Origin of the sequence: Kineococcus endophyticus (assembly GCF_040796495.1) — a bacterium.
GTDB lineage: Bacteria > Actinomycetota > Actinomycetes > Actinomycetales > Kineococcaceae > Kineococcus > Kineococcus endophyticus.
Window position 1 is genome coordinate 42,721 of the sequence record NZ_JBFNQN010000007.1, and the last position, 21,661, is coordinate 64,381.

A 21,661-nucleotide genomic window follows, 5' to 3' on the forward strand; every position below is an offset into this window, starting at 1 on the left:
GGCGGGTGCTCCTGAGCGCGGTGCCGGGGGTCCTGCTGGCGGGCTGCTCGGGGTCCCCGGAGCCGCTGCGCCTCGCGGCCGGGGAGGACGGGGGCTTCTACGCCGAGTTCGGCCGGCTGCTGGCCACCGCCCTCACCGACGCCGGGCAGCCGGCCTCGCCGGTCGGCACGGGCGGCAGCGTCGACAACGTCGCGCGCGTGCAGGCGGGTCCGGAGCAGGTCGGGCTGGCCCTGGCCGACGTCGCCGAGACCCCCGCCGCGGCCGGGCTGCGGGCGCTCGGGCGGGTCTACGAGAACTACCTGCAGCTCGTCGTGCGCGCCGACGAACCGGCCGCCGACCTCGCGGGCCTGGCGGGCCGCCGCGTCTCGACGGGGGCGCCCGGGTCGGGCGCCGCGCTCACCTCGACGCGGCTGCTGGACCTCGCCGGCGTCGGCGTCGAGCGCGTCACCCTCCCGCTGCGGCAGGCCGTCGCGGCGCTCGCCGCCCGCGACGTCGACGCCGTCCTGTTCTCCGGCGGCGTGCCGACCCCCGCGCTCGCGCAGTCGACCCTCCCCGTCCGGTTGCTGCCCCTCGACGGCCTCGTCGGCGGGCTGCGGGACCGCTGGGGAGAGGTGTACCGGGCCGTCCGGGTGCCCGCGGGCGCCTACGGGGCGACGGGTGCGCGGACGGGGACCGTCGGGGTGTCGAACCTGCTGCTCGCCCGGGGCGACCTGGCGGAGGACGTCGTGGCGCGCGTCGTCGAGGTGCTCGTCGAACGGGCCGGGGACCTCGTGCCCTCGACGGCGCTCGGGACGCAGTACCTCGACCAGGCCTCGCTCGTCGCGGTGGGGTCCGTTCCCCTGCACCCCGCCGCGGCCGCGACGTACCGGCGTCTGCACGGCTGAACCGGAGGTCCCGAGGACTTCCTCAAGGCCGGCTCAAGAACGGCGGGCACCCCTGCCGCCCCTCCTACCGTCGAGGCCCCGGGCCACGGTGGTCCCGGGTCGCACGAGGAGGAGCGGACCATGACGATGACGTCGCCGTCGGCCACCGGCCAGGGGCTCACCCCGCCCCCCAGGGGCAAGCTGGGGCCCAAGGTCCGCCAGCTGGGCCCCGGGTTGCTCGCGGCCGCCACGGGCGTCGGCGCCGGGGACCTCGTGGCCACGATGGTCGCCGGGGCCAGGTTCGGGACCGTGCTGCTGTGGGCGGCCCTCGTGGGGGCGGTCCTGAAGCTTGCGCTCGGCGAGGGCGTCGGCCGGTGGCACCTCGCGTCCGGCACCACGCTCATGGACGGCTGGCGCCGGCTGGGACGGTGGGCCACCACGTTCTTCGGCGCCTACATCGTCGTCTGGGGGTTCGTCTACGGCGCCACCGCGATGTCGGCCGTCGGGCTGCCGCTCAACGCCCTCTTCGGTGGCCTGCCGGTCCGGTACTGGGCGATGATCGCCGGCGTCCTCGGGTTGGCCCTCGTGTGGGCCCAGCGGTACCACGCGTTCGAGAAGTTCATGACGGTGCTCGTGCTGCTGAAGTTCGTCTCCGTCGTGTCCGTGGCGGTGCTCGTCATGCCGTCCCTGGGGGACGTCACCTCCGGGCTGGTCCCCCGGCTGCCGGAGGGTTCCACCGTCTACGTCCTGGGTCTCGTGGGGGGTGTCGGCGGCACGATCACCATGGCGGCCTACGGGTACTGGATGTTCGCCAAGGGCTGGCGCGGGACGGGCTGGCTGTCGATGATGCGGCTCGACAACGCCGTCGGCTACGTCATGACCGGCGTCTTCGTCGTCGCCATGCTCGTGGTCGGATCCGCGATGCTGTTCGGCCAGGACCTCACGACGTCCGACGACGGCCTGCTCCTGCTGGGCACGGCGCTGGGGGAGCAGTACGGGAACTGGGCCCGGCTCCTGTTCCTCACGGGTTTCCTCGCGGTGACGACGTCCTCCCTGCTCGGGGTGTGGAACGGCGTCAGCCTGATGTTCGCCGACTGGGTCCGCACGGTCCGCCTGCCCCACGGGCGCAGGACCGAGTCGGCCGCGGCGGCCGCGCGCCGCGCCGAGACGGAGGTCGTCGAGGTGGCGGTGGAGAAGACCCGCTGGTTCCGCGGGTACCTGCTGTGGCTCACGTTCCCGCCGATGCTCCTCCTGCTCATCGACAAGCCGTTCGGGCTGACCCTCGTCTACGGCGTGCTCGGCTCGGTGTTCATGCCGTTCCTGGCCATCACGCTCATGCTGCTGCTGAACTCGAGCCGCATCGCGAAGGAGGGGCGGTCGGGCTGGGTGTCGAACCTGCTCCTCGGGGCGGCCTCGACGCTGTTCCTCGCGCTGCTGGTCACCGACCTGGTGAACCGCTTCTGACGCACGCGGTCGCGGCGGCCGGCCCGGGGACTACCCGAGGTCGGTCGCCGCGAACGTGTCGCACTGCCGCGGGTCCCCGGTCCGCAATCCCTGGGTGAACCAGCGCTGCCGCTGCTCCGACGTGCCGTGGGAGTAGCTGTCCGGGTCGGTCGTGCCGTCCCCGAGGTTGGTCTGGATGAAGTCGTCGCCGATGCGGGCCGCCGCGTCCAGGGCCCGGTCCACGTCGTCCTGGGTGAGTTCGGAGATCAGCGGGGCGCCGGAGTCGTCCGGGACGGTCGTCGCGTGGTTCGCCCACGCACCCGCGTAGCAGTCGGCCTGCAGTTCCAGGCGCACGCTGCCGCTCGTCGGCCCGGTCTCACCCGGTTGCACCCGCTCCGTCGTCCCGAGCAGGTGCTGGACGTGGTGGCCGTACTCGTGGGCGACGACGTACGCGTCGACGAACGTGCCGCCCTCGGCCCCGAACCGCTGCTGCAGCTCGTCGAAGAACGACAGGTCGAGGTACACGCGCTGGTCGGCCGGGCAGTAGAACGGGCCGGTGCCCGAGGACGCTGCGCCGCAGCCGGTCTGCGTCCCGCCGGCGAAGTAGACGGTCCGGGTCGGCACGTAGCCGTCGCCGAGGACGCCACCCCAGTAGTCCTGGATCGACTCGATGTCGGCGACGACCGCGCACTCCCGGCGCGCGTTCGCGTCCGCGCCGGTCCGGCACTCCTGCGCCAGCTGGCCGTCGTCGACCGTCTGGCCGGACCCGAGCTGGTCGAGGGTGGAGCCGACCTGCTGCGTGGGGTCGCTGCCGCCCAGCACCTGGAACAGGACGAGGACGAGGATCCCCACGATCCCCAGCCCACCGCCGCCGATGGCCACCGTCCGGCCCCCGCCGCCGCGCCGGCGGTCCTCCACGCCGCTCGCGTCCAGACTGGCGTCGTCCCGGTACCTCACGGGCCACAGCCTGCGGGCAGGCCCGGGTGGCCGCCACCGGGCGGTCCCTAGGGTGGGCCCCGTGACCGACACCCCCCGCCGCCAGGTCGTCGTGGACACCGACACCGGCCTCGACGACGCCCTCGCCCTGCTCCTGCTCGCGGGCTCCCCGCACGCCGACATCGCCGCCGTCACCACGGTCTACGGCAACTGCGTCGTGGAGGACTCGCTGCGCAACGCCGCGCACGTCCTGCGGCTGGCGGGTCTGGACGACGTGCCCCTGTCGCGCGGCGCGGCCGGACCGCTCGTGGGCGAGGCCCACATCGCCGGGTACGTCCACGGCAGCGACGGCCTCGGGGACCTCGGGCTCGACCGGCCCGACCCGCAGACGACCCCGGAGTCCGCGGCCGAACGCCTCGTGGCGCTCGCGGACGCCGAGCCCGGCCGGTACGACGTCCTCGCGCTCGGCCCGCTGACGAACATCGCCCTCGCGCTGCGCCTGGACCCGCGGTTCCTCTTCAAGGTCCGGTCCCTGACGCTCATGGGGGGTTCCGGCCCCTACCAGCCGCTCGGCCGGTCGCTCATGGTCGACGCCAACGTGCAGAACGACCCCGACGCCGCGCACGAGGTCTTCGCCGCCGACCGGCCCGCCGACGACACCGTGACGATGGTCGGCGTCGACGTGACGGGCACCGTCGTCCTCGACGAGGCCATGACGTCCTCCCTGCGGCACGCGGGGACCGCCTGGGCGACCTTCGCCGCCGACGCGCTCGACGCCTACCACCGGTTCTACGTCCACGAGTGGGGCCGCCAGGTCGCCCCGGTGCACGATCCGCTCGCCGCCGCCGTCGTGGCCGACCCCTCCCTGGTCCTGCAGCGGGTCAGCGCCCCGGCCGCCGTGACGACGAACGGGTTCGCGACGCGCGCCCGCCTGCTGGAACTGCCGGACGGGACGCCCGCCGCGCTGCCGCAGGAGGTCGCGCTGCGGCCGGCGACGGCCGTCGTGGAGGTGGACCGGGCGAGGTTCCTCGCCGGGTTCGTCCGGATCCTGGCCGAGGGGCGGACGCGGTGAGCGAGGAACCCCTGGACCAGGTCGCGAACCTGCGCGACGTCGCCCACTCCGACCCGCGGCTGCGGCCCGGGGTGCTGTGGCGCAGCGCCCAGCCCCAGGCGGGTGACGGATCGCCGCGGGAGGTCGACGCCTGGCCGCCCGCCACCGTCGTGGACCTGCGGTCGGCGGCCGAGGTGCCCGGGACCGGCCACCCGCTCCTCGCGCCCGGGACGGAGGTCCACTCCGTCCCGCTGCTGGACCACGCGGGGGACCCGAACGCCCTGGAGCAGCGCCGCCGCCCCCTCGTCGACGTCTACCTGTCGATGCTCGAGCAGGGCACCGGCCTGCTGCGGGCGGCCGACCTCGTCGCCTCCTCGCCCGCGCCGGTCCTCGTGCACTGCGCCGCCGGCAAGGACCGGACCGGGCTCGTCGTCGCGCTCGTCCTGCGGCTGGTCGGGGTGTCGCGCGAGGCCGTCCTCGCAGACTTCGCGCTGACCACGGACGCGATGCCGGACGTCGTGCGGCGGCTCCTGGCGACCTCGCCGCTGCCCCCGGGCGCGGACCTGTCGACGCTTCCGGCCGAGTACTTCACGGCCCCGACCGACGCGCTGGCCGCGGTGCTCGACGTGTGGGACGCCCACGACGGCGGGACCGAGGGCTGGGCGCTGGCCCACGGCGCCGCCGCCGACCTCGTCGACCGGCTGCGCGCGCAGCTGCTCTGACGTCAGCCCAGGGCGCGCTCGAGCTCCTCGAGGACGATCTGAGCGGCCGTCGGGCCGGTGTTGAGGAAGAACGCGTCGTCGTCGACCTGGACGGCCCGGCCCGTGCGGACGGCGCCGAGGTCGCCCCAGGTCGGCAGCGACGTGAGCTCGGCGGCGTCCCCGCCCTGGACGCCGAAGAACAACCGGTCGGCGTCGGCGAGGTCGAGCTGCTCGGCGCTGACGTCGCGGGAGGTCTCGTCGGTGAAGCGCTGACCCTGCGGCCGGGCCAGGCCGGCGTCCTCGGCGACGGACCCGCTGAACGACGCGACGCCGAAGACGCGGACCCGGTCCCCGTTGCGCCGCAGGAAGGACACCGTGGGGGAGGGGCTGGGCGCCAGTGCCGCCGCGCGGGCGTGGTGCTCGTCCAGCCACGTCTGCGCCCGCTGCCGCAGGCCCAGGCCGTCGGCCAGCAGCAGGAGGTCCTGCTTCCAGCGCAGGCCGGTGCCCTGGGTGACGACGGTCGGCGCGATCGCCTGCAGCGCACCGAGGACGTCGCCGTCCTTCGCGCTCGCGTTGACGAGCACCAGGTCGGGGGCGAGGGCCGCGACGGCCTCCAGGTTCGGCTGGGTGCGCGTCCCGAGGTCGGCCACGGCGTCCAGGTCGGCGCTGCGGTCGGGGAAGCGGGCGCGCAGGTAGTCCGGGACCCGGCCCGCGCCGTCCCCGGCGGTCGCGCCCACCGGGACGACGCCGAGCGTGAGGGCCGCGTCCATCTGCCCGGTCGAGACGACGACCACGCGGGTGGGGCGCGCCGGGACCGTCGTCGACCCCGCGGCGTGGACGACCGTCCGCGGGAACACCCCGTCGTCCTGCCCGCTGCCCCAGCCGGCGGGCAGCTCACGCGGGGTCACCCAGGCGCTCGCGGTCGTCGGGGCGCTCGACGTCGCGGGGGCGGCGGGGGTGTCGCCGGCGGACGCCGTGGAGCACCCGGTCAGCAGGAGGCCTGCCCCGGCTCCGAGGAACAGGCGGCGGTCGAGGCGTGGGATCACGAGGCGAGGGTAGCCTCACCGAACTCGTGGGTGTTCCGTCGGAGGGCCACGGGCGGTGAGCACGGGGTGACCTCGTGCGCGGTGGCGGGGCCCGGGGTGACCTCGCGCCCGAACCCTCGGCGGCCCCGGCACCGCCCCGGCCGGGGGGTCCGCAGCGCACAGCGCCAGGCGGCACACTGGACCGGTCCTGCGCCGCACCGACGCCCTCACCAGGGAGGTTCCCCATGCCCCGACGTCGTCTCCCGTTGCCGTCGATGGGACGTCGCGGCATGGCCCCGTCCCGCAACCTGGCCCAGGACGGGGCGATCCCCGCGGTCCCGATGTCCCGCGGCAGCAGCCTCATCGACAGCGGCGTCTACGAGGACGGGCACCGCGTGGTGTCGCCGACCGACCTCGTGAGCACCGTCGCCGCGCTGCGCGAGCGGGAGGGGCGCGTCGCGTGGATGGGCCTGTACCGCCCCGCGGAGGAGGAGCTGAACTCCCTCGCCGCGGAGTTCGACCTGCACGAACTGGCCGTCGAGGACGCCGTCCTGGCGCACCAGCGGCCCAAGCTGGAACGCTACGGCTCGACGCTGTTCGTCGTCCTGCGCGCGGCCCGGTACGTCGACGAGTCCGAGAAGGTCGAGTTCGGCGAACTGCACCTGTTCATCGGCGCGGACTTCCTGCTCACCGTCCGGCACGCGGAGTCCCCGAGCCTGGCCGAGGTGCGCAAGCGCATGGAGGCCGACCCGGACCTGCTGCGGCTGGGCACCGAGGCGATCCTCTACGCCATCCTCGACGCCGTCGTGGACGGGTACGGGCCTGTCCTCAAGGGCCTTGAGAACGACATCGACGAGATCGAGACGCAGGTCTTCACCGGCGACCCGACCGTCTCCCGGCGCATCTACGAACTGTCGCAGGAGGTCGTGGACTTCCAGCGCGCCGTCACCCCGCTGACGGCGATCCTCACCGGGCTCACCGGCGGGTTCCAGAAGTACCGCGTCGACGAGGAGCTCCAGCGCTACCTGCGTGACGTCGCCGACCACGTGACGGTCGCCGTCGAACGCATCGAGAACTACCGCAGCCAGTTGCGCGACATCCTCACCGTCAACGCGACCCTGGTCGGTCAGCGGCAGAACGAGGAGATGCAGGCCATGACCGAGGCCAGCTTCGCCCAGAGCGAGGAGGTCAAGAAGATCTCCTCCTGGGCCGCGATCCTGTTCGCGCCCAGCCTGATCGGCGGGATCTACGGCATGAACTTCACGCACATGCCGGAACTGCAGTGGACGTACGGGTACCCGCTGGCGCTGCTGCTCATGCTCGGCCTCAGCGTCACGCTGTACGTCATCTTCAAACGCCGCGGGTGGCTGTAGCCCCGACCCGTGCCTAGCGTGACGGGATGAGGAGTCCCGCCGCCCGCGTCGTCGAGGCCGCCATCGCCGGCTACCAGCACCGGCTGTCGCCCCGGAAGGGCTGGTCGTGCGCGCACCGCCTCGCCCACGGCGGCGACTCGTGCTCGGCCGCCGTGCGGGACCAGGTGCACCGGCGCGGGGTCGTCGGGGCCGTCCTGCCGAGCGCCGTGCGGTTCCTCGCCTGCTACCGCGCCGCGGTGCTGCTCTCACCGCTGGAGGTGCAGGGGTTCTGCTGCCTCGGCGGGATCCCCATCCCGTTCCGGTTCGGCGGTCGCAACCGCCCCTGACGCGGCCCCTCCGGGGAGGGGTCGTTGACTCGACGCGCCGGTAGGTTCGGCGTGATGCGTCAACGACCCAGACAGGGGGCGGACGCAGGGTGACGTGCGGACCGCGGAGGGTCAGCGGAAGACGACGGTGCGGTTGCCGTCGAGGAGCACGCGCTGCTCGGCGTGCCAGCGCACGGCGCGGGCCAGCGTCCGGGCCTCGACGTCCTGCCCGAGGCGCACCAGCTCGGGCGCGGTGGCGCGGTGGTCGACGCGCTCGATCTCCTGCTCGATGATCGGCCCCTCGTCGAGGTCGGCCGTCACGTAGTGCGCCGTGGCCCCGATGATCTTCACCCCGCGCGCGTGAGCCTGGTGGTAGGGGCGGGCGCCCTTGAAGCTCGGCAGGAACGAGTGGTGGATGTTGATGGCGCGTCCGGACAGGCTGCGGCACAGGTCGTCCGAGAGCACCTGCATGTAACGGGCGAGGACGACGAGTTCGGCGCCGTGCTCGTCGACGAGGTCGAGCATGCGCGCCTCGGCCGCCGCCTTGGACGCCGCGTCGCCCGTGGTGACGGGCACGTGGACGAACGGCACGCCGTAGAAGTCGGCCAGCGGCGCGAGGTCGGTGTGGTTGGACACGACGGCCCGGATGTCGACGGGCAGGTGCCCGGAGCGGTGCCGGAACAGCAGGTCGTTGAGGCAGTGGCCCTGCTTGGAGCACATGACGAGCGTCGGCAGCGGCTCGTCGGCGGCCGACAGCGTCCACGACAGGTCGAAGCGGTGGGCCACCACCTCGAGGTTGGCGCGCAACGCCTCCTCGCTCGCCGTCGCGTCGAACGCGACCCGCATGGTGAAGAGCCCGGTGTCCGGGTCGCCGTACTGCTGGCTCTCGGTGATGTTCGCGTCGAGCGCGACGAGGGCACCCGTCACGGCGTGGACGATGCCGGGACGGTCGGGGCAGGACAGGGTCAGGACCCTCGGACGCGTGCTCACACGGGGAAGCCTAGGGTGGCGTCGTGGCAGAAGCCGAAGCGGTAGCACTGGCCGTGCGCGCGGGCGCCACCGTCTTCTCGGGGGAGAAGTCGACGCTGGTGCAGACCGGCCCGCGCCCCCTCGTCCCCGGCGGGTCGGGCCTGGAGCAGCTGCGCCGCACCACCGCCGCCCTCGACGGGGCGCAGACGGGCGTCGTCGCGGCCGGAGCGGTGCCCTTCGACCTCTCGACCCCCGGTGCCCTGCGCCTCGGCCCGGCGGAGACGACCCCGGGGCACCTGACCCTGCCGCCGACCGGTGGAGGACGCCGGTCCACGGTCGCCCGCAGCCGTCCCGTCCCCCCGCCCGCGGGGTACGCCGACGCGGTCCGCGCCGCACTCGGCCGCATCCACGCGGGTGATGTCGAGAAGGTCGTCCTGGCCCGCACCCTCGAGCTCGAGGCCCTCGACGAGTGGTCCGTCCCGGACCTGCTGGCCGAGCTCGTCTCCCGCAACCCCGCCGCCACGGCGCTCGCCGTGCCGCTCGACGACCCCGCCGACGCCGGCGCCCGCTGGCTCGTCGGGGCGAGCCCGGAGCTGCTGCTGCGGCGCCGGGGTCCGAGCGTGCTGCTGCGGCCGCTGGCCGGTTCCATCCCGCGCTCGCCGGAACCGGACGAGGACATGCGCCGCGCCGACGCCCTCATGGCCTCGGACAAGGACCGGCGCGAGCACCGCTTCGTCGTCGACGCCGTCGTCGAGGCGCTCTCCCCGTTCTGCCGCACGGTGAACGCTCCCGAACCCGAGCTCGTGGCGACGCCTGCGGTGTGGCACCTCGCCACCCGGATCACCGCGCTCCTCAACGACACCGACACCACGTCGGTCGACCTCGTCGCCGCGCTGCACCCCACGCCCGCGGTCGGCGGATCGCCGCGCCGGGCCGCCCTGGACGTGATCCGCGAGGTCGAGGGCCTGGACCGCGGCTGCTACGCCGGGGCCGTCGGCTGGCAGGACGTCCACGGCGACGGCGAGTGGGTCGTGGCCGTCCGGTGCGCCGAGGTGCAGGGCCGGACGCTGCGGATCTTCGCGGGCGCCGGGATCGTCGACGGGTCCGACCCCGACGCGGAGGTGGCCGAGACCGCCGCGAAGATGCGCACCGTCCTGGACGCGGCGATCGCCCGCTGAGGCGTGGCTGGCCGGTCGGGTCCTGGGCTAACCTGGCCGGGCCGCGACTGGCGTCGAGGTGGGTCACCACCGGGGAGCGGCAACGGGCCCTGCGCGCTGGGGTCCGCCGTTCACGGGGTCGTCCGCCTGGGCTCCGCGTCGCCACCACCGCCCGCCGTACGAGGAGCGACCGTGACCGACGTCCAGCCCACCCGCAGCACCGGCACGTCCGGTGTGACCGACCGTCCCCTCGCCGAGGTGGACCCCGAGATCGCCGCCGTCCTGGACGCCGAGCTCGGCCGCCAGCGCGACACCCTCGAGATGATCGCGAGCGAGAACTTCGCGCCGCGCTCGGTGCTCGAGGCGCAGGGGTCCGTCCTGACGAACAAGTACGCCGAGGGCTACCCCGGCAAGCGCTACTACGGCGGTTGCGAGCACGTCGACGTGGCCGAGGAGCTGGCCCGCAGCCGCGCCAAGGCGCTGTTCGGCGCTGAGCACGCCAACGTCCAGCCGCACTCCGGCGCCACCGCCAACGCCGCGGCCATGCACGCCTTCATCCGCGGCGGCGACGGCATCCTGGGCCTCGAGCTCGCCCACGGCGGCCACCTCACGCACGGCATGAAGATCAACTTCTCCGGGCGCATGTACGACGTGTCGTCCTACGGCGTGGACCCGCAGACGTTCCGCGTCGACATGGACGTCGTGCGCGCCACCGCGCTGCAGGCCCGCCCCAAGCTCATCATCGCCGGCTGGTCGGCCTACCCCCGCCAGCTCGACTTCGCGGCGTTCCGCGAGATCGCCGACGAGGTCGGCGCGCACCTCATGGTCGACATGGCCCACTTCGCGGGCCTCGTCGCCGCGGGCCTGCACCCCTCGCCCGTCCCGCACGCGGACGTCGTGACCTCCACGGTCCACAAGACGCTCGCCGGGCCCCGTTCGGGGCTCATCCTGACGCGCGAGGAGTTCGCGAAGAAGGTGGACTCCGCGGTGTTCCCGGGCCAGCAGGGGGGCCCGCTCATGCACGTCGTGGCCGCCAAGGCCGTCGCGTTCAAGGTGGCCGGTTCGGAGGAGTTCGCCGAGCGCCAGCGCCGCACCCTCGAGGGTGCGCGGATCGTCGCCGAGCGCCTCACCGCGGCCGACGTCGCCGAGGCGGGCGTCTCCGTCCTCACCGGCGGCACGGACGTCCACCTCGTCCTCGTCGACCTGCGCGACAGCAAGCTCGACGGCCAACAGGCCGAGGACCGCCTCCACGAGGTCGGCATCACCGTGAACCGCAACGCCGTCCCGTTCGACCCGCGCCCGCCGATGGTCACCTCCGGTCTGCGGATCGGGACACCGGCGCTGGCCACCCGCGGTTTCGGCGCGACCGAGTTCACCGAGGTCGCCGACGTCATCGCCCAGGCCCTCAAGCCGGAGTTCGACGCCGACGCCCTGCGCGCCCGCGTCGCCAAGCTCACGGCCGAGTTCCCGCTCTACCCCTCGAACCAGGGCGTCCTGTGAGCGCGGTCGTCCTCGACGGCAAGGCTGCCGCGGCGGCGGTGAAGGCGGACCTCGCCGAGCGCGTCGCCGTCCTGCGCGCGAAGGGCGTCGTGCCGGGTCTCGGCACGGTGCTCGTCGGCGACGACCCGGGTTCGGCGAGCTACGTGCGCGGCAAGCACCGCGACTGCGCCGAGGTCGGGATCGAGTCGATCCGGGTCGAACTGCCCGCCACCGCGACGCAGGCCGAGATCGAGTCCGAGATCGCCCAGCTCAACGCCGACCCCGCGTGCACCGGGTTCATCGTCCAGCTGCCGCTGCCCTCGGGCGTCGACGCCAACCGTGTGCTCGAGGCCGTCGACCCCGACAAGGACGCCGACGGCCTGCACCCGACGAACCTCGGCCGGCTCGTGCTGCGGGTCCGCGAGGAGATCACCTCCCCGCTGCCCTGCACGCCGCGCGGGGTCATCGACCTGCTGCTGCGGCACGACGTTCCCCTCGACGGGGCCGAGGTCGTCGTCGTCGGGCGCGGGGTGACGGTCGGCCGTCCCATCGGGCTGCTGCTCACGCGGCGGCACCCGAACGCGACGGTCACGTTGTGCCACACCGGGACGAAGAACCTGTCCGAGCACCTGCGGCGGGCCGACGTCATCGTCGCCGCGGCCGGGGTTCCCGGGCTCGTGACGAAGGAGGACGTCAAGCCGGGCGCCGCGGTGCTCGACGTCGGCGTCTCCCGCGTGTTCGACGAGGCCGCGGGCAAGAACGTGCTCGCGGGGGACATCGCGCTCGACGTCGCGGAGGTCGCGGGGTTCATGGCCCCCAACCCCGGTGGGGTCGGGCCGATGACGCGCGCGCTGCTGCTGACGAACGTCGTCGAGTCCGCCGAACGCGCGGCCGGCCTGCGCTGACACGCTCCCCGGGCCGCTGCCCGACCCCTCGTGTCCGAGGGGTCGGGTAGCGTCCCGCGCGTGGCCCCGAGGAAGAAGAAGCTCACCGTCGCGACCGTCAACGTCAACGGGGTGCGTGCCGCTGTCCGCCGCGGGATGCAGCCGTGGCTCGACGGCCGCGACCCGGACGTCCTGCTGCTGCAGGAGGTCCGCGCCCCCGACGCCGAACTGCGCAAGGCGCTGCCAGGGTTCACGCACGTGGCGCACACCGAGGCCGCGGCCAAGGGCCGGGCCGGCGTCGCCGTCGCGTCGAAGCGGGAGTTCTCCGCCGTGCGGATCGGGTTCGCCCACGACCCGCACTTCGAGGACTCGGGCCGCTGGATCGAGGTCGACGTCGACACCGCCGTCGGGCCGATGACGTTCGTCAGCGCCTACGTGCACTCCGGCGAGGTCGGCACCCCGCAGCAGGACGACAAGTACCGGTTCCTCGACGCCATGGACGTGCGGCTGGCCGAACTCGGTAAGGTCGCGGCCGACTCGGGCCGTGAGGCGCTCGTGGCGGGCGACCTCAACATCGGGCACACCGAGCGCGACATCAAGAACTGGAAGGGGAACCGCGGCAAGGCGGGTTTCCTCGAGGACGAGCGCGCCCACTTCGACCACTGGTTCGACGGCCTCGGCTGGGTCGACACCCAGCGCAGGCTCGCCGGTGACGTCGACGGCCCCTTCGCCTGGTGGTCGTGGCGTGGGCAGGCGTTCGACAACGACACGGGCTGGCGCATCGACTACCAGCTCGTCACCCCGGGCCTCGCCGAGCGGCTGCGGACGGTCGAGACCGACCGCGCCGCCAGCTACGCCGAGCGGTTCTCCGACCACGCCCCGGTCGTGGCGGTCTACTCCGCCTGAGGGTTCCCTCCCGATCGGCTGGGAGTTCCGTCGGCCCCCTCGAGATGGGCGCCGGGAGTCCTAGCGTGAGGACATGACCTCCCGGTCGGTGGTGTCCCCGTGAGCGCGTGGGTGGGTGGGCTGCCCCCGGCGGCGGCCGCCCGCGTGGCCCGGCAACGGGCGAGCGGCGCCACGGGCTCGTTCCTGTCGGCGCCCGCCGCAGCGGCCGTCGCCGCCGCCGGCCTCGTCCCCGCCGGTGAGGTGTTCGGCTGCCTCGTGCAGAACATCGGCTGGACCGGCGGCCTGTGCGGCAACTGGTCCGGGATGGGCGGGATCGGCCCCGGCGGCTGGGGCTGGACCTCCCCGGTCGTCACGACCGGTGACCCGGGCGGCAACCGCAACGGGTCCGGCCCGTACGTCCGGGCGGTCGAGGGCGCCTGGAACGGCGCGCTGCACCGGATGCTGCTCGAGGCCGCGGCCCTCGAGGCGGACGGTGTCGTCGGGGTGGTCGTCCGGCGCGCCACCCTGGAGGGCACGGCCGTCGAGTTCACCGCGACGGGGACCGCCGTCCGCGCCGCCGGCCGCACCGGTGCCCCGCCCGCGTCCCCCTGGGCCACGGACCTCACCGCCGAGGACTGCGCCGCTGCCCTGCAGTCCGGTGTCGCCCCGCGAGCGCTCGTGCTGGGCCTGTCCGTCGCCACGAAGCACGAGGACCCGCAGCTCGCCCAGCAGCGGATGAGCTGGAGCGGGCAGGAGGTCGACGGCCTCACCGAACTCGTGACGCGGGCCCGCGCCGACGCCCGCCGCCGCCTGGCCGCGGACGCCCGACGGCACACCACCGGTGGCGGTCAGGTCGTGGTCAGCGGGATCGGGTTGACGAGCTTCGAGACCGTCTGCAACGGCAACGCCAAGGACCTCCACGCCGAGGCACTCTTCACCGGGACCCTCCTGCAGCGGGACCCGACCGTCCCGGTGCCCGCCGGTGCGGCTCGCCGCGTCCTGTCCGTCCTGCCCCTGAACCGCTGACCCTGGGAGAACCCGTGACCCCGCCGCCCGACGTCCCGCCCCTCGCCGACGTCCACCTGCCCGCCGACGCCCGCGAGCGGCTGGCCGGGATGCGCGGCGACCACGGCCGGGCGCTGTTCACGTCCGACCTGTCCGTCAACGAGTTCCTCCTCGTCCGCGAGGCCGGGTTCCGTCCCGTCGGACTCGTCCTGGGGTCCAGCGTCTACCACGTGGGTCTGCAGGTGGGCCGGTGGAGCAAGAACATGGAGATGGACAAGCTCACGCAGGCGATGTACCACGCGCGCGAACTCGCCATGACGCGCATGGAGGCCGAGGCCGCCGAACTCGGTGCCGACGGGATCGTCGGGGTGCGCCTGGAGATCGAGTTCAAGGAGTACGGCAACGACATCGCCGAGTTCATCGCCGTGGGCACCGCCGTCGTCGCTGAGGCTCCGCCGCCCACGGGGACGTGGCGGACCCACCACGGCCTGCCGTTCACCTCGGACCTGTCGGGCCAGGACTTCTGGACGCTCGTGCAGGCCGGGTACGCGCCACTCGGGCTCGTCATGGGGACCTGCGTCTACCACATCGCCCACCGCGGGGTGCTGGCCTCGATGAGCACGGTCGGGGCCAACGTCGAGATCGAGCAGTTCACCGAGGCGCTCTACGACGCGCGGGAACTCGCGATGAGCCGGATGCAGGCCGAGGCCGAGCAGGTGCGGGCCGAGGGGATCGTCGGGGTGCAACTGCTGTCACTGCCGCACCGGTGGGGCGGGCACACGACCGAGTTCTTCGCGATCGGCACCGCGGTCCGCCCGTTGCGCGCCGACCACACCATCGCCAAACCCTCCCTCGTGCTGCCGCTGACGGACGGTCGGTGGTGACCCAGGCCACCGCGCTGCCCACTCCGGGGGAGGACCCCGCGGAGTTCCTCCACCGCCTCGCCGCGGCGCTGGGCCGCGCCCTGCCCGTCCCGGACGCACTGGCCGTCGAGCGGCACCGGTCGGTCGGGGACCGTCTGGCCGGCCGCCCCGGCCAGGCGCGCAGCCTGCGCGTCGAGCTGCCCGCCGCCACGCTCACGCTGCGCGCGAACGGGTCCGGTCTGTCCGCGTCCGTCGAACGCGTCGTCCGGGGCGTCACCATCGCCCGCCGCGACGTGGCGGTGGGGGAGTTCCTGGAACTCCTCACGGTGGGCGTCGCCGACGTCACCGCCGCGGCGGCCGGGGACGCGGCCGCGGTGGCCCGGGCCCTCGTGGCGCTCGGGGTGTCGCCACCCGCCGACGTCCTGCGCGTCGACGAGGCCGATCCCGTCGCGAGCCTGCGGTCGTTGGCGGCCCGAGCCGCGGACCTGCTCCCCGCCGCCGCCGTCGCCGTCGTGGCCCGGCTCGCCGAACTCCTGGCCGACACCCTCTCCCGCATCGCGCAGGGGTCCGACGCCCGCCTCGCCGTCGAACGCACCGCCGTGCACTACCTGCCGGACACCCTGCGCGCCTTCGCCGTCCTCCCGCGGGACTGGGCCGCGACCCACGACGACGGTCGGGGGACGGCGGAGCAGCTCCTCACCGAGCAGCTCGCCGTGCTCCTCGACGCGGTCACCGCCATGCACGACGCCGCGGTCCGCCAGGACGCGTCCGCCCTCGTCGTCAACGGGATGTTCCTGCGGGACCGGTTCGCCGTCTCGAGCCTCGACCTGGGGGACTGACGCGGGTACCGGGGCGGCCCCGGGCCCACGTCGCCCGGACGGTCTGCACGAACCAGGACCGGTTCCGCACGACCTGGTCGAACGTGAACCTCAGGCAGACCAGGCCCTGACCCGCCAGTTCCGCGTCCCGACGCCGGTCCTCCGCGAACTGCCCGATGCGTCCGTGCGTCTCGTAGCCGTCGAGTTCGACGACCAGCCAGCCGTCGATGAGGAAGTCCACCCGACCCGCTGGCGCGAGCACCTGCTGCGTCTGCACCCGGAACCCCTCGTCGAGGAGGTCCACCCGTCCGACCGTCTCCAGGGCGGACCCGCACCGGGGATCGGCCATCGCCAGGAGTGCGCGACGGGAGTCGCTGCGCGGCAACGACCACCGCAGCTCGTCGAGCTCCGCAGGGGACACGAGGCCCTGGCGCAGCACGTGGTCGACGGGGACGAGGGCGAACCTGCGGGGCAGGCAGCGCAGGCAGTCCAGGAGCGTCGTCGCCAGGTCGGTGCAGCCGTCGAGCTCGGCGACGTCCCGGCGGTGGACGACCGTCCGCCTGAAGGTGGCGCGGGATCCCCGGCGGGCGGTGACGTGTGGCGTCAGCGGGGGGTCGACGAGGTCGAGGCCCCACGCGGAAGCCGCGCTGTGGCAGGAGCGGACCCCGCTGACGGCAGCCGCGGCGAGCACGTCGGCTGGGCACCCCGGCAGGTGGTGGAGACCCGGTGCCGGTCGCAGGAGATCGCCCGCGGTGACCGCCGCCTGCAGCGACCGCCGGGTCACGAGCGCTTCGAGGTGAGCGAAGCGCGCCGCTCCGCCGCAGCGGCTGACGGCGTCCACGGGATCCACGGCGCGCACTCTGCCGGGAACCGACCGACGACGTGTTCTGCCCTGTGGACAACGGGGGTCGTGTACGGGATGTCTGCACGCCGACCCCGCGATCACCGTTTTCCGGCTGATTGACGCTCAGGATGCAGACATCCCGTACACCTCAGCCGCGCAGCTCCTCCAGCGCGGGGAAGGTCGCCTCCGACCACGTCGGGAACGCGCGCACGTGGTGCCAGAGCAGGTCGACGTCGAGGCGGGCGCGGACGGCGAGGGCGAGCTCGGCGCCCCAGGAGTCGGCGTCGGGGCCGACGCAGGCCGCGCCGACGAGCACGCCCGCCTCGTCGACGAACAGTTCGACGGCGCCGGTGACCTCGCGGCGGCGGGAGAGTTCGACGAGGGTCGCGCGCTCGACCTCGCCCACCTCGAACCGCGCCGAGCGCGCGCCGGAGGTGGCGCCGACGCAGAACACGGTCGGGTCGGTGTAGACGGCGCGGGGGATCGCGGAGTAGTCGGCGTCCCGGCCGTGGCCGAGGACCTCGCCGACGACGGTGCGGGCCTGGTGGTTGGCGGTGTGGGTGTAGTCGGAGATGCCGGTGACGTCGCCGACGGCGAACAGCCCCTCGACCGGGCCGTCGTCGCCGACGACGCGGCAGCGCGCGTCGGTGCGCAGCGCGCCGGCGCCGGTCAGCCAGTCGTCGGCGAAGCCGAACCCCTCGGTGACGGGCTTGCGCCCGGTGGCCAGCAGCAGCCGGTCGAACTCCAGCGAGGCGCCCGACTCCAGCCGGAGCCGGCCGCCCTCGACCGCGGCGGCCGGGTCGCCCGTCCGCACGTCGACGCCGTCGGCGGCCAGGGCGGCGGCGAGCACGTCACCGGCCCAGGACGGTTCGCGCGAGAGCAGGTGCGGACCGCGCTGGACGAGCGCGACCTCGCTGCCGAGACCGCGGTAGGCCTGGGCCAGCTCGACGGCGACGGGCCCGCCCCCGAGGACGACGAGGCGGTGCGGCAGGTCCTCGGCCGAGAGCGCCTCCTCCGACGTCCAGGTCGCGGCGTCGTCGAGGCCGGGCAGCGGGGGACGGACCGACGCGCTACCGGTGCCGACGACGACGTGCGCGGCCTCCACGGTGCGGCGACCCCCGTCGTGGAGGTCGACGTCGACCGTGCCGACCGGGGAGCCGGGGGCGATGCGGGTCGCGCTGCCGCGCACGACCTCGACGCCGTCGTCGACGAGCTGGGCCGCGGCGGCCGCGTCGTCGCGGTGGGAGGCGGCCTCGTCGCGCACGGCGCGGGCGGCGACCCAGGACAACCCGGACCGGGCCGAGAGCAGGAGGGACTTGGCGGGGACGCAGGCGAGGAACGGGCAGAACCCGCCGACGTACCCGCGTTCGACGAGGACGACGCTGCGGCCGGCCTGCGCCAGTTGCTGGGCGACCATCTTCCCGCCGGACCCGGACCCCACGACCACGACGTCGACCGCTGCTCCGGGAGGTGTGGTCACACCGTGATGGTTCCCGAAGGATTGACGCGCCGCGCGTCGAAGGGGGGACGCTCCCGGCACCTGGGAGTGCTCTGATGGTCGGGTGGATGGTCCTGCGGGGTTGAGACACCCGGTCCTCGAATGCGTCGACGTCGGCAAGCGCTTCGGCGCGGTGCAGGCCCTCGACGGCCTCACGATGTCGCTGGGTGCGGGGGCGACGGGTCTGCTCGGCGCCAACGGCGCCGGCAAGTCGACGCTGCTGCGCACCGCGCTGGGCCTGACGCGCCCCGACCGCGGCAGCGTGCGGATCCTCGGCCTCGACACCGTGCGCGAACGCTCCGAGGTCCGGCGCCGGGTGGGTTTCATGCCCGAGCACCCGTGCCTGCCGAACGACATGTCGGCGCAGGACGTCTGCGTCGCCCTGGCCCGGATGCGGGGGCTGGGCCGCCGGGACGCGGTGCGCCGCACCAGCGAGGTGCTGTTCGCGGTGGGCCTGGAGGAGGAACGCCGCCGCCCCGTCGGCAGCTACTCCCTCGGCATGCAGCAGCGGACGAAACTCGCCCAGGCCCTCGTCCACGGCCCCGACGTCGTCCTGCTCGACGAACCCACGTCGGGGCTGGACCCGGCGGGCCGCGAGGAGATGCTGGCGATCGTCCGCCGGTTGTCGACCGAACTCGGCATCCGTGTCGTCGCGAGTTCCCACGTCCTCGACGACATCGAGCGCACCTGCGACGAGGTCGTCGTCCTGCGCTCGGGAACCCTCGCCGCACAACGTCCCGTCGTCGTGGGCCACGACCCGTCCGGACCGGCCGAACTGCGCGTCTCCGGTGACGTCGGGGCGTTCGCCGCGGCCCTGGAACCCCGCGTCGCGGCGTTCGGGGTGTCGCTGGCGCCCACGCCCACGGGGGACATCGGGCTGAGTTCCAGCCCGGACGCGGCCCTGGACGCCGTGCGGGACCTCGCGGCGGAACTGGGGGTCGGGGTGGAACGCCTCGCCCCGGCCGCCCGCGGTCTGGAGGACGTGGTCGTCGACGCGATGGCAGGAGGAACCCGGTGACCGCTCAGACCTCCCCGCAGGACGCCCCGCGGGCCGTCCTGCACGACATCCGCTACTCCCGGTTCGCCGGGAAGCTGCGCCCCCGCCGCTCGGCCGTCGGCTCCTTCGTCGCCAGCGGCATCCGCCGGCCGCTCGGGCTGCGCCGCAGCGCGAGCGCGAAGATCTGGCCGTTCCTGCTGCTGGCGGCGGCCTACCTGCCCTCGCTCGCCGTCGTCGCCGTCCCCCTGCTGGTGCCGGCCGTGCGCGTGCAGCCGACCGACCTCATCGACTACCCGCAACTGCTGACGACGAACTCGGTCGTGCTCCTCGCCTTCGTGGCGACGTCGATCCCCTCGATGCTCACGCGCGACCGCCGCGACCGCGTCCTGTCGCTGTACTTCGCGACGGCGTTGTCGTGGGTCGAGTACGTGGTGGGCGTCGTGCTGGCCGCCGTCGCGCTGCTCGCGATCATCGTGCTCGGGCCGATGCTCGTGCTCTTCGTCGGCTCCATCGCCACGGCCGAGGCCCCGGGGACGTGGTTCGCCGACAACGTCGGGGACCTGCCGCGCATCGTCGCGGCCGCCGCGCTCGTCGTCCTGTTCCACACGGCCCTGGCGCTGGCCATCGGGTCGCTCACGGCCAAGCGGGTGTTCGCCGTCGGCGGCTACCTGGCGGTGGTCCTCGTCGGCCCGGCCCTCACCGGGGTCGTCGCGGCCGTCACGGGCGACGACTGGCCGCTGTCGCTGGACCCCTCCAGCGGGCCCATCCGGCTCGCGACGACGTTCATCGGCGGCGGGCTCGGGGACCCGGGCGTCCTGGCCTGGGTCGTGTGGGCGGTGGTCGTCCTCGGAGGTTTCGGCGTCCTGGCCGGCCGCTACGCGAAGGGGGGCGACGCGTGAGCGCCGTCGAGCTGACCGGGGTCAGCAAGTGGTTCGCCGACACCGTCGCGCTGTCGGACGTCAGCTTCGCGCTCGGCGCCGGGGTGACGGGTCTGCTGGGGCACAACGGGGCCGGGAAGTCGACGGCGCTGCAACTGCTCGCCGGCGCCACCCGGCCCAGCCAGGGGACCGTGCGGGTGCTCGGCCTCGACCCGCACGCCGACCCCGCCGTGCACCGGGGTCTCGGGATCGTCGCCGACGGCGAGGCCACCTGGGCCCACGCCACCGCCCGCACGCAGGTCGAGTTCCTGGCCCGCCAACGCGGCGTCGCCGACCACCGGGCCGCCACGGCGGCGGTCCTCGAGAGGGTCGGGCTCACCCACGCCGCCGACCGCCGCGTGGGCGGGTTCTCCAAGGGCATGCGGCAGCGGGTCAAGCTCGCCCAGGCCCTCGTGCACGACCCGCAGGTGCTGCTCCTCGACGAACCGCTCAACGGGCTGGACCCGGCGCAGCGGCGCGCCGACGTCGACCTGCTCGCCGCCCTGGGTCAGGAGGGCCGGACGGTCCTCGTCAGTTCGCACGTCCTGTCCGAGGTCGAGCGCATGGCGGCCCGGGTGCTCGTCGTCGTCAACGGCCGGCTCGTCGCCGAGGGGGAACCGGGCGGCATCCGCGAACTGCTCGTCGACCGCCCGCGCACCGTACGGCTGGAGGGCGACCGCGTCCTGGAACTGGCGGGGACGCTGCTCGCCGAGGGGCTCGTGGGGTCGGTGCGGCGCGAGGGCGGCGGACGTCCCGGGGTGCTCGTCGAGGCCCCCCGCGCCGTCGCGCTGGCCGAGGCCGTGCCGCGGCTGGCGCGCGAGTGCTCCACGACGTTGCGGCGCGTCGAGGGTGTGGGGGAGGACCTGGAGAGCGTGTTCGCCCACCTGGTGCGGGCGGCGAGAGGAGCGGGACGATGAGCACCACGCTGTACGGGTTCTCGTTGCGGGGCATCCTGTTCCGCGGCCGGACGGCCGGTTTCGCGGCGCTGCCGCTGGCCGTGGCGGTCGTCGTCGGCGTCGTCATCGCCATCACGAGCGTGCCCAACCGGTACGGCGTGCAGAACACCTTCACGGGGAACCTGCTCACGGGCCTGGTGATCCCCATCGTCGCCCTCGTCCTGGCCATCGGGGCCTTCGGCGACGAGCGCGACGCCCGCACGCTGCCCCTGCTGCGCGCCGTGGCCCGGCCCCGCTGGCACACCGTCCTCGCGCGCTTCGCGGCGGCGTGGACGGCGACGGTCGTCGTGGTGCTGCCCGCCGCGGTGGCGTGCGCGGTGCTGGGCCTGTCGGTCAACCAGCCCGCGGGCCGGGTCGTCGGGGGCGTCGCCCTCGCGACGGTCCTCACGGCCGGGGCGTACTGCTCGGTGTTCGTGCTGCTGTCGCTGCTGACCCGTCGCGGGCTGCTGGCCGGGCTCGCGTACGTCGTGCTGTGGGAGACGTTCCTGGCCGGGCTGGCCCCGGCGCTGCGCGGGTTGTCGATCGGGTCGTACGGCCGTCGGGTCGCCTCGCTCGCGATCCCGGGAGACGTCCCGCTCGGCACGGTGTCCTCCCTCGGGGTGCCCGGGGCGGCCACGGTCCTGGCCGGGATCACCGTCGTCGCGGTGGCCCTGTCGGCGGTCCGCCTGCAGCGCATGGACGTCTGACCCCCT

General features: G+C 74.5%; 22 protein-coding genes. 17 read left to right on the forward strand and 5 right to left on the reverse strand.

Annotated elements, in window-relative coordinates; all coding sequences use genetic code 11:
* Positions 1-5: 5 nt before the first annotated feature.
* Complete coding sequence (locus tag AB1207_RS11115) at positions 6-884, forward strand: TAXI family TRAP transporter solute-binding subunit (protein ID WP_367638323.1); 879 nt, start codon at positions 6-8, stop codon at positions 882-884.
* A 120-nt stretch (positions 885-1,004) separates the two neighbouring features.
* Positions 1,005-2,327, forward strand: coding sequence for an Nramp family divalent metal transporter (locus tag AB1207_RS11120; protein ID WP_367638325.1), 1,323 nt, complete (start codon positions 1,005-1,007; stop codon positions 2,325-2,327).
* 30 nt (positions 2,328-2,357) lie between these two features.
* On the opposite strand, the gene ypfJ is transcribed toward AB1207_RS11120, so the two are convergent.
* Positions 2,358-3,263, reverse strand: a complete 906-nt coding sequence (gene ypfJ / locus AB1207_RS11125) for a KPN_02809 family neutral zinc metallopeptidase (protein ID WP_367638326.1) — start codon at positions 3,261-3,263, stop codon at positions 2,358-2,360.
* Positions 3,264-3,324: 61 nt separating this feature from the next.
* Here ypfJ and AB1207_RS11130 point away from each other — a divergent pair, with 61 nt between their 5' ends.
* A complete protein-coding gene (locus AB1207_RS11130; RefSeq protein WP_367638327.1) occupies positions 3,325-4,314 on the forward strand; it encodes a nucleoside hydrolase in 990 nt (329 codons plus the stop codon).
* Positions 4,311-5,015, forward strand: coding sequence for a tyrosine-protein phosphatase (locus AB1207_RS11135; RefSeq protein ID WP_367638328.1), 705 nt, complete (start codon positions 4,311-4,313; stop codon positions 5,013-5,015). Before AB1207_RS11130 ends, AB1207_RS11135 begins: the two co-directional genes overlap by 4 nt.
* A 2-nt stretch (positions 5,016-5,017) precedes the next feature.
* Here the strand turns inward: AB1207_RS11135 and AB1207_RS11140 are convergent, their stop codons facing one another.
* Positions 5,018-6,040: an ABC transporter substrate-binding protein gene (locus AB1207_RS11140; protein WP_367638329.1), complete on the reverse strand. Its 1,023-nt coding sequence runs from the start codon at positions 6,038-6,040 to the stop codon at positions 5,018-5,020.
* A 224-nt stretch (positions 6,041-6,264) separates the two neighbouring features.
* Here AB1207_RS11140 and corA point away from each other — a divergent pair, with 224 nt between their 5' ends.
* Together corA and yidD are read left to right on the forward strand one after the other, a co-directional pair.
* Positions 6,265-7,392, forward strand: a complete 1,128-nt coding sequence (gene corA / locus AB1207_RS11145) for a magnesium/cobalt transporter CorA (RefSeq protein ID WP_437178914.1) — start codon at positions 6,265-6,267, stop codon at positions 7,390-7,392.
* Between the two features lie 26 nt (positions 7,393-7,418).
* Positions 7,419-7,718: a membrane protein insertion efficiency factor YidD gene (yidD, locus tag AB1207_RS11150; protein ID WP_367638330.1), complete on the forward strand. Its 300-nt coding sequence runs from the start codon at positions 7,419-7,421 to the stop codon at positions 7,716-7,718.
* Positions 7,719-7,829: 111 nt separating this feature from the next.
* Here the strand turns inward: yidD and purU are convergent, their stop codons facing one another.
* Complete coding sequence (purU, locus tag AB1207_RS11155) at positions 7,830-8,687, reverse strand: formyltetrahydrofolate deformylase (RefSeq protein WP_367638332.1); 858 nt, start codon at positions 8,685-8,687, stop codon at positions 7,830-7,832.
* 23 nt (positions 8,688-8,710) lie between these two features.
* Between purU and AB1207_RS11160 the strand changes: the two genes are divergently transcribed.
* From AB1207_RS11160 to AB1207_RS11190, 7 genes are all read left to right on the forward strand, one after another.
* Positions 8,711-9,844: an isochorismate synthase gene (locus AB1207_RS11160; protein WP_367638333.1), complete on the forward strand. Its 1,134-nt coding sequence runs from the start codon at positions 8,711-8,713 to the stop codon at positions 9,842-9,844.
* A gap of 171 nt (positions 9,845-10,015) precedes the next feature.
* Positions 10,016-11,323, forward strand: a complete 1,308-nt coding sequence (gene glyA, locus AB1207_RS11165; protein ID WP_367638334.1) for a serine hydroxymethyltransferase — start codon at positions 10,016-10,018, stop codon at positions 11,321-11,323.
* Positions 11,320-12,207 (forward strand): bifunctional methylenetetrahydrofolate dehydrogenase/methenyltetrahydrofolate cyclohydrolase, encoded by an 888-nt coding sequence (locus AB1207_RS11170; protein ID WP_367638335.1) that lies wholly within the window; start codon positions 11,320-11,322, stop codon positions 12,205-12,207. Before glyA ends, AB1207_RS11170 begins: the two co-directional genes overlap by 4 nt.
* A 60-nt stretch (positions 12,208-12,267) precedes the next feature.
* A complete protein-coding gene (locus AB1207_RS11175) occupies positions 12,268-13,092 on the forward strand; it encodes an exodeoxyribonuclease III (protein WP_367638336.1) in 825 nt (274 codons plus the stop codon).
* Positions 13,093-13,191: 99 nt separating this feature from the next.
* Positions 13,192-14,097, forward strand: a complete 906-nt coding sequence (locus AB1207_RS11180; protein ID WP_367638337.1) for a heavy metal-binding domain-containing protein — start codon at positions 13,192-13,194, stop codon at positions 14,095-14,097.
* 89 nt (positions 14,098-14,186) lie between these two features.
* The gene (locus tag AB1207_RS11185) at positions 14,187-14,960 is read left to right on the forward strand and encodes a heavy metal-binding domain-containing protein (RefSeq protein ID WP_367638622.1); all 774 of its coding nucleotides are present in this window, start codon (positions 14,187-14,189) and stop codon (positions 14,958-14,960) included.
* A complete protein-coding gene (locus tag AB1207_RS11190; protein ID WP_367638338.1) occupies positions 14,957-15,778 on the forward strand; it encodes a hypothetical protein in 822 nt (273 codons plus the stop codon). Before AB1207_RS11185 ends, AB1207_RS11190 begins: the two co-directional genes overlap by 4 nt.
* Here AB1207_RS11190 and AB1207_RS11195 read toward each other — a convergent pair.
* Both AB1207_RS11195 and AB1207_RS11200 read right to left on the reverse strand, forming a co-directional pair.
* Positions 15,720-16,607, reverse strand: coding sequence for a DUF559 domain-containing protein (locus tag AB1207_RS11195; protein ID WP_367638339.1), 888 nt, complete (start codon positions 16,605-16,607; stop codon positions 15,720-15,722). The two genes, AB1207_RS11190 and AB1207_RS11195, sit on opposite strands and share 59 nt — an antisense overlap.
* 142 nt (positions 16,608-16,749) lie before the next feature.
* On the reverse strand, positions 16,750-18,081 hold the full coding sequence (locus AB1207_RS11200) for an FAD-dependent oxidoreductase (protein WP_367638340.1): 1,332 nt from the start codon (positions 18,079-18,081) through the stop codon (positions 16,750-16,752).
* An 82-nt stretch (positions 18,082-18,163) separates the two neighbouring features.
* Here AB1207_RS11200 and AB1207_RS11205 point away from each other — a divergent pair, with 82 nt between their 5' ends.
* From AB1207_RS11205 to AB1207_RS11220, 4 genes are read left to right on the forward strand one after another with little or no spacing between them, the layout of a single operon-like run.
* Positions 18,164-19,117: an ABC transporter ATP-binding protein gene (locus tag AB1207_RS11205; RefSeq protein ID WP_367638341.1), complete on the forward strand. Its 954-nt coding sequence runs from the start codon at positions 18,164-18,166 to the stop codon at positions 19,115-19,117.
* The gene (locus AB1207_RS11210; protein WP_367638342.1) at positions 19,114-19,995 is read left to right on the forward strand and encodes a hypothetical protein; all 882 of its coding nucleotides are present in this window, start codon (positions 19,114-19,116) and stop codon (positions 19,993-19,995) included. The genes AB1207_RS11205 and AB1207_RS11210 overlap by 4 nt, the downstream gene beginning before the upstream one ends.
* Positions 19,992-20,930 (forward strand): ABC transporter ATP-binding protein, encoded by a 939-nt coding sequence (locus AB1207_RS11215; RefSeq protein ID WP_367638343.1) that lies wholly within the window; start codon positions 19,992-19,994, stop codon positions 20,928-20,930. The genes AB1207_RS11210 and AB1207_RS11215 overlap by 4 nt, the downstream gene beginning before the upstream one ends.
* Positions 20,927-21,655, forward strand: coding sequence for an ABC transporter permease subunit (locus AB1207_RS11220; RefSeq protein WP_367638345.1), 729 nt, complete (start codon positions 20,927-20,929; stop codon positions 21,653-21,655). Before AB1207_RS11215 ends, AB1207_RS11220 begins: the two co-directional genes overlap by 4 nt.
* The last annotated feature ends 6 nt before the right edge of the window (positions 21,656-21,661 follow it).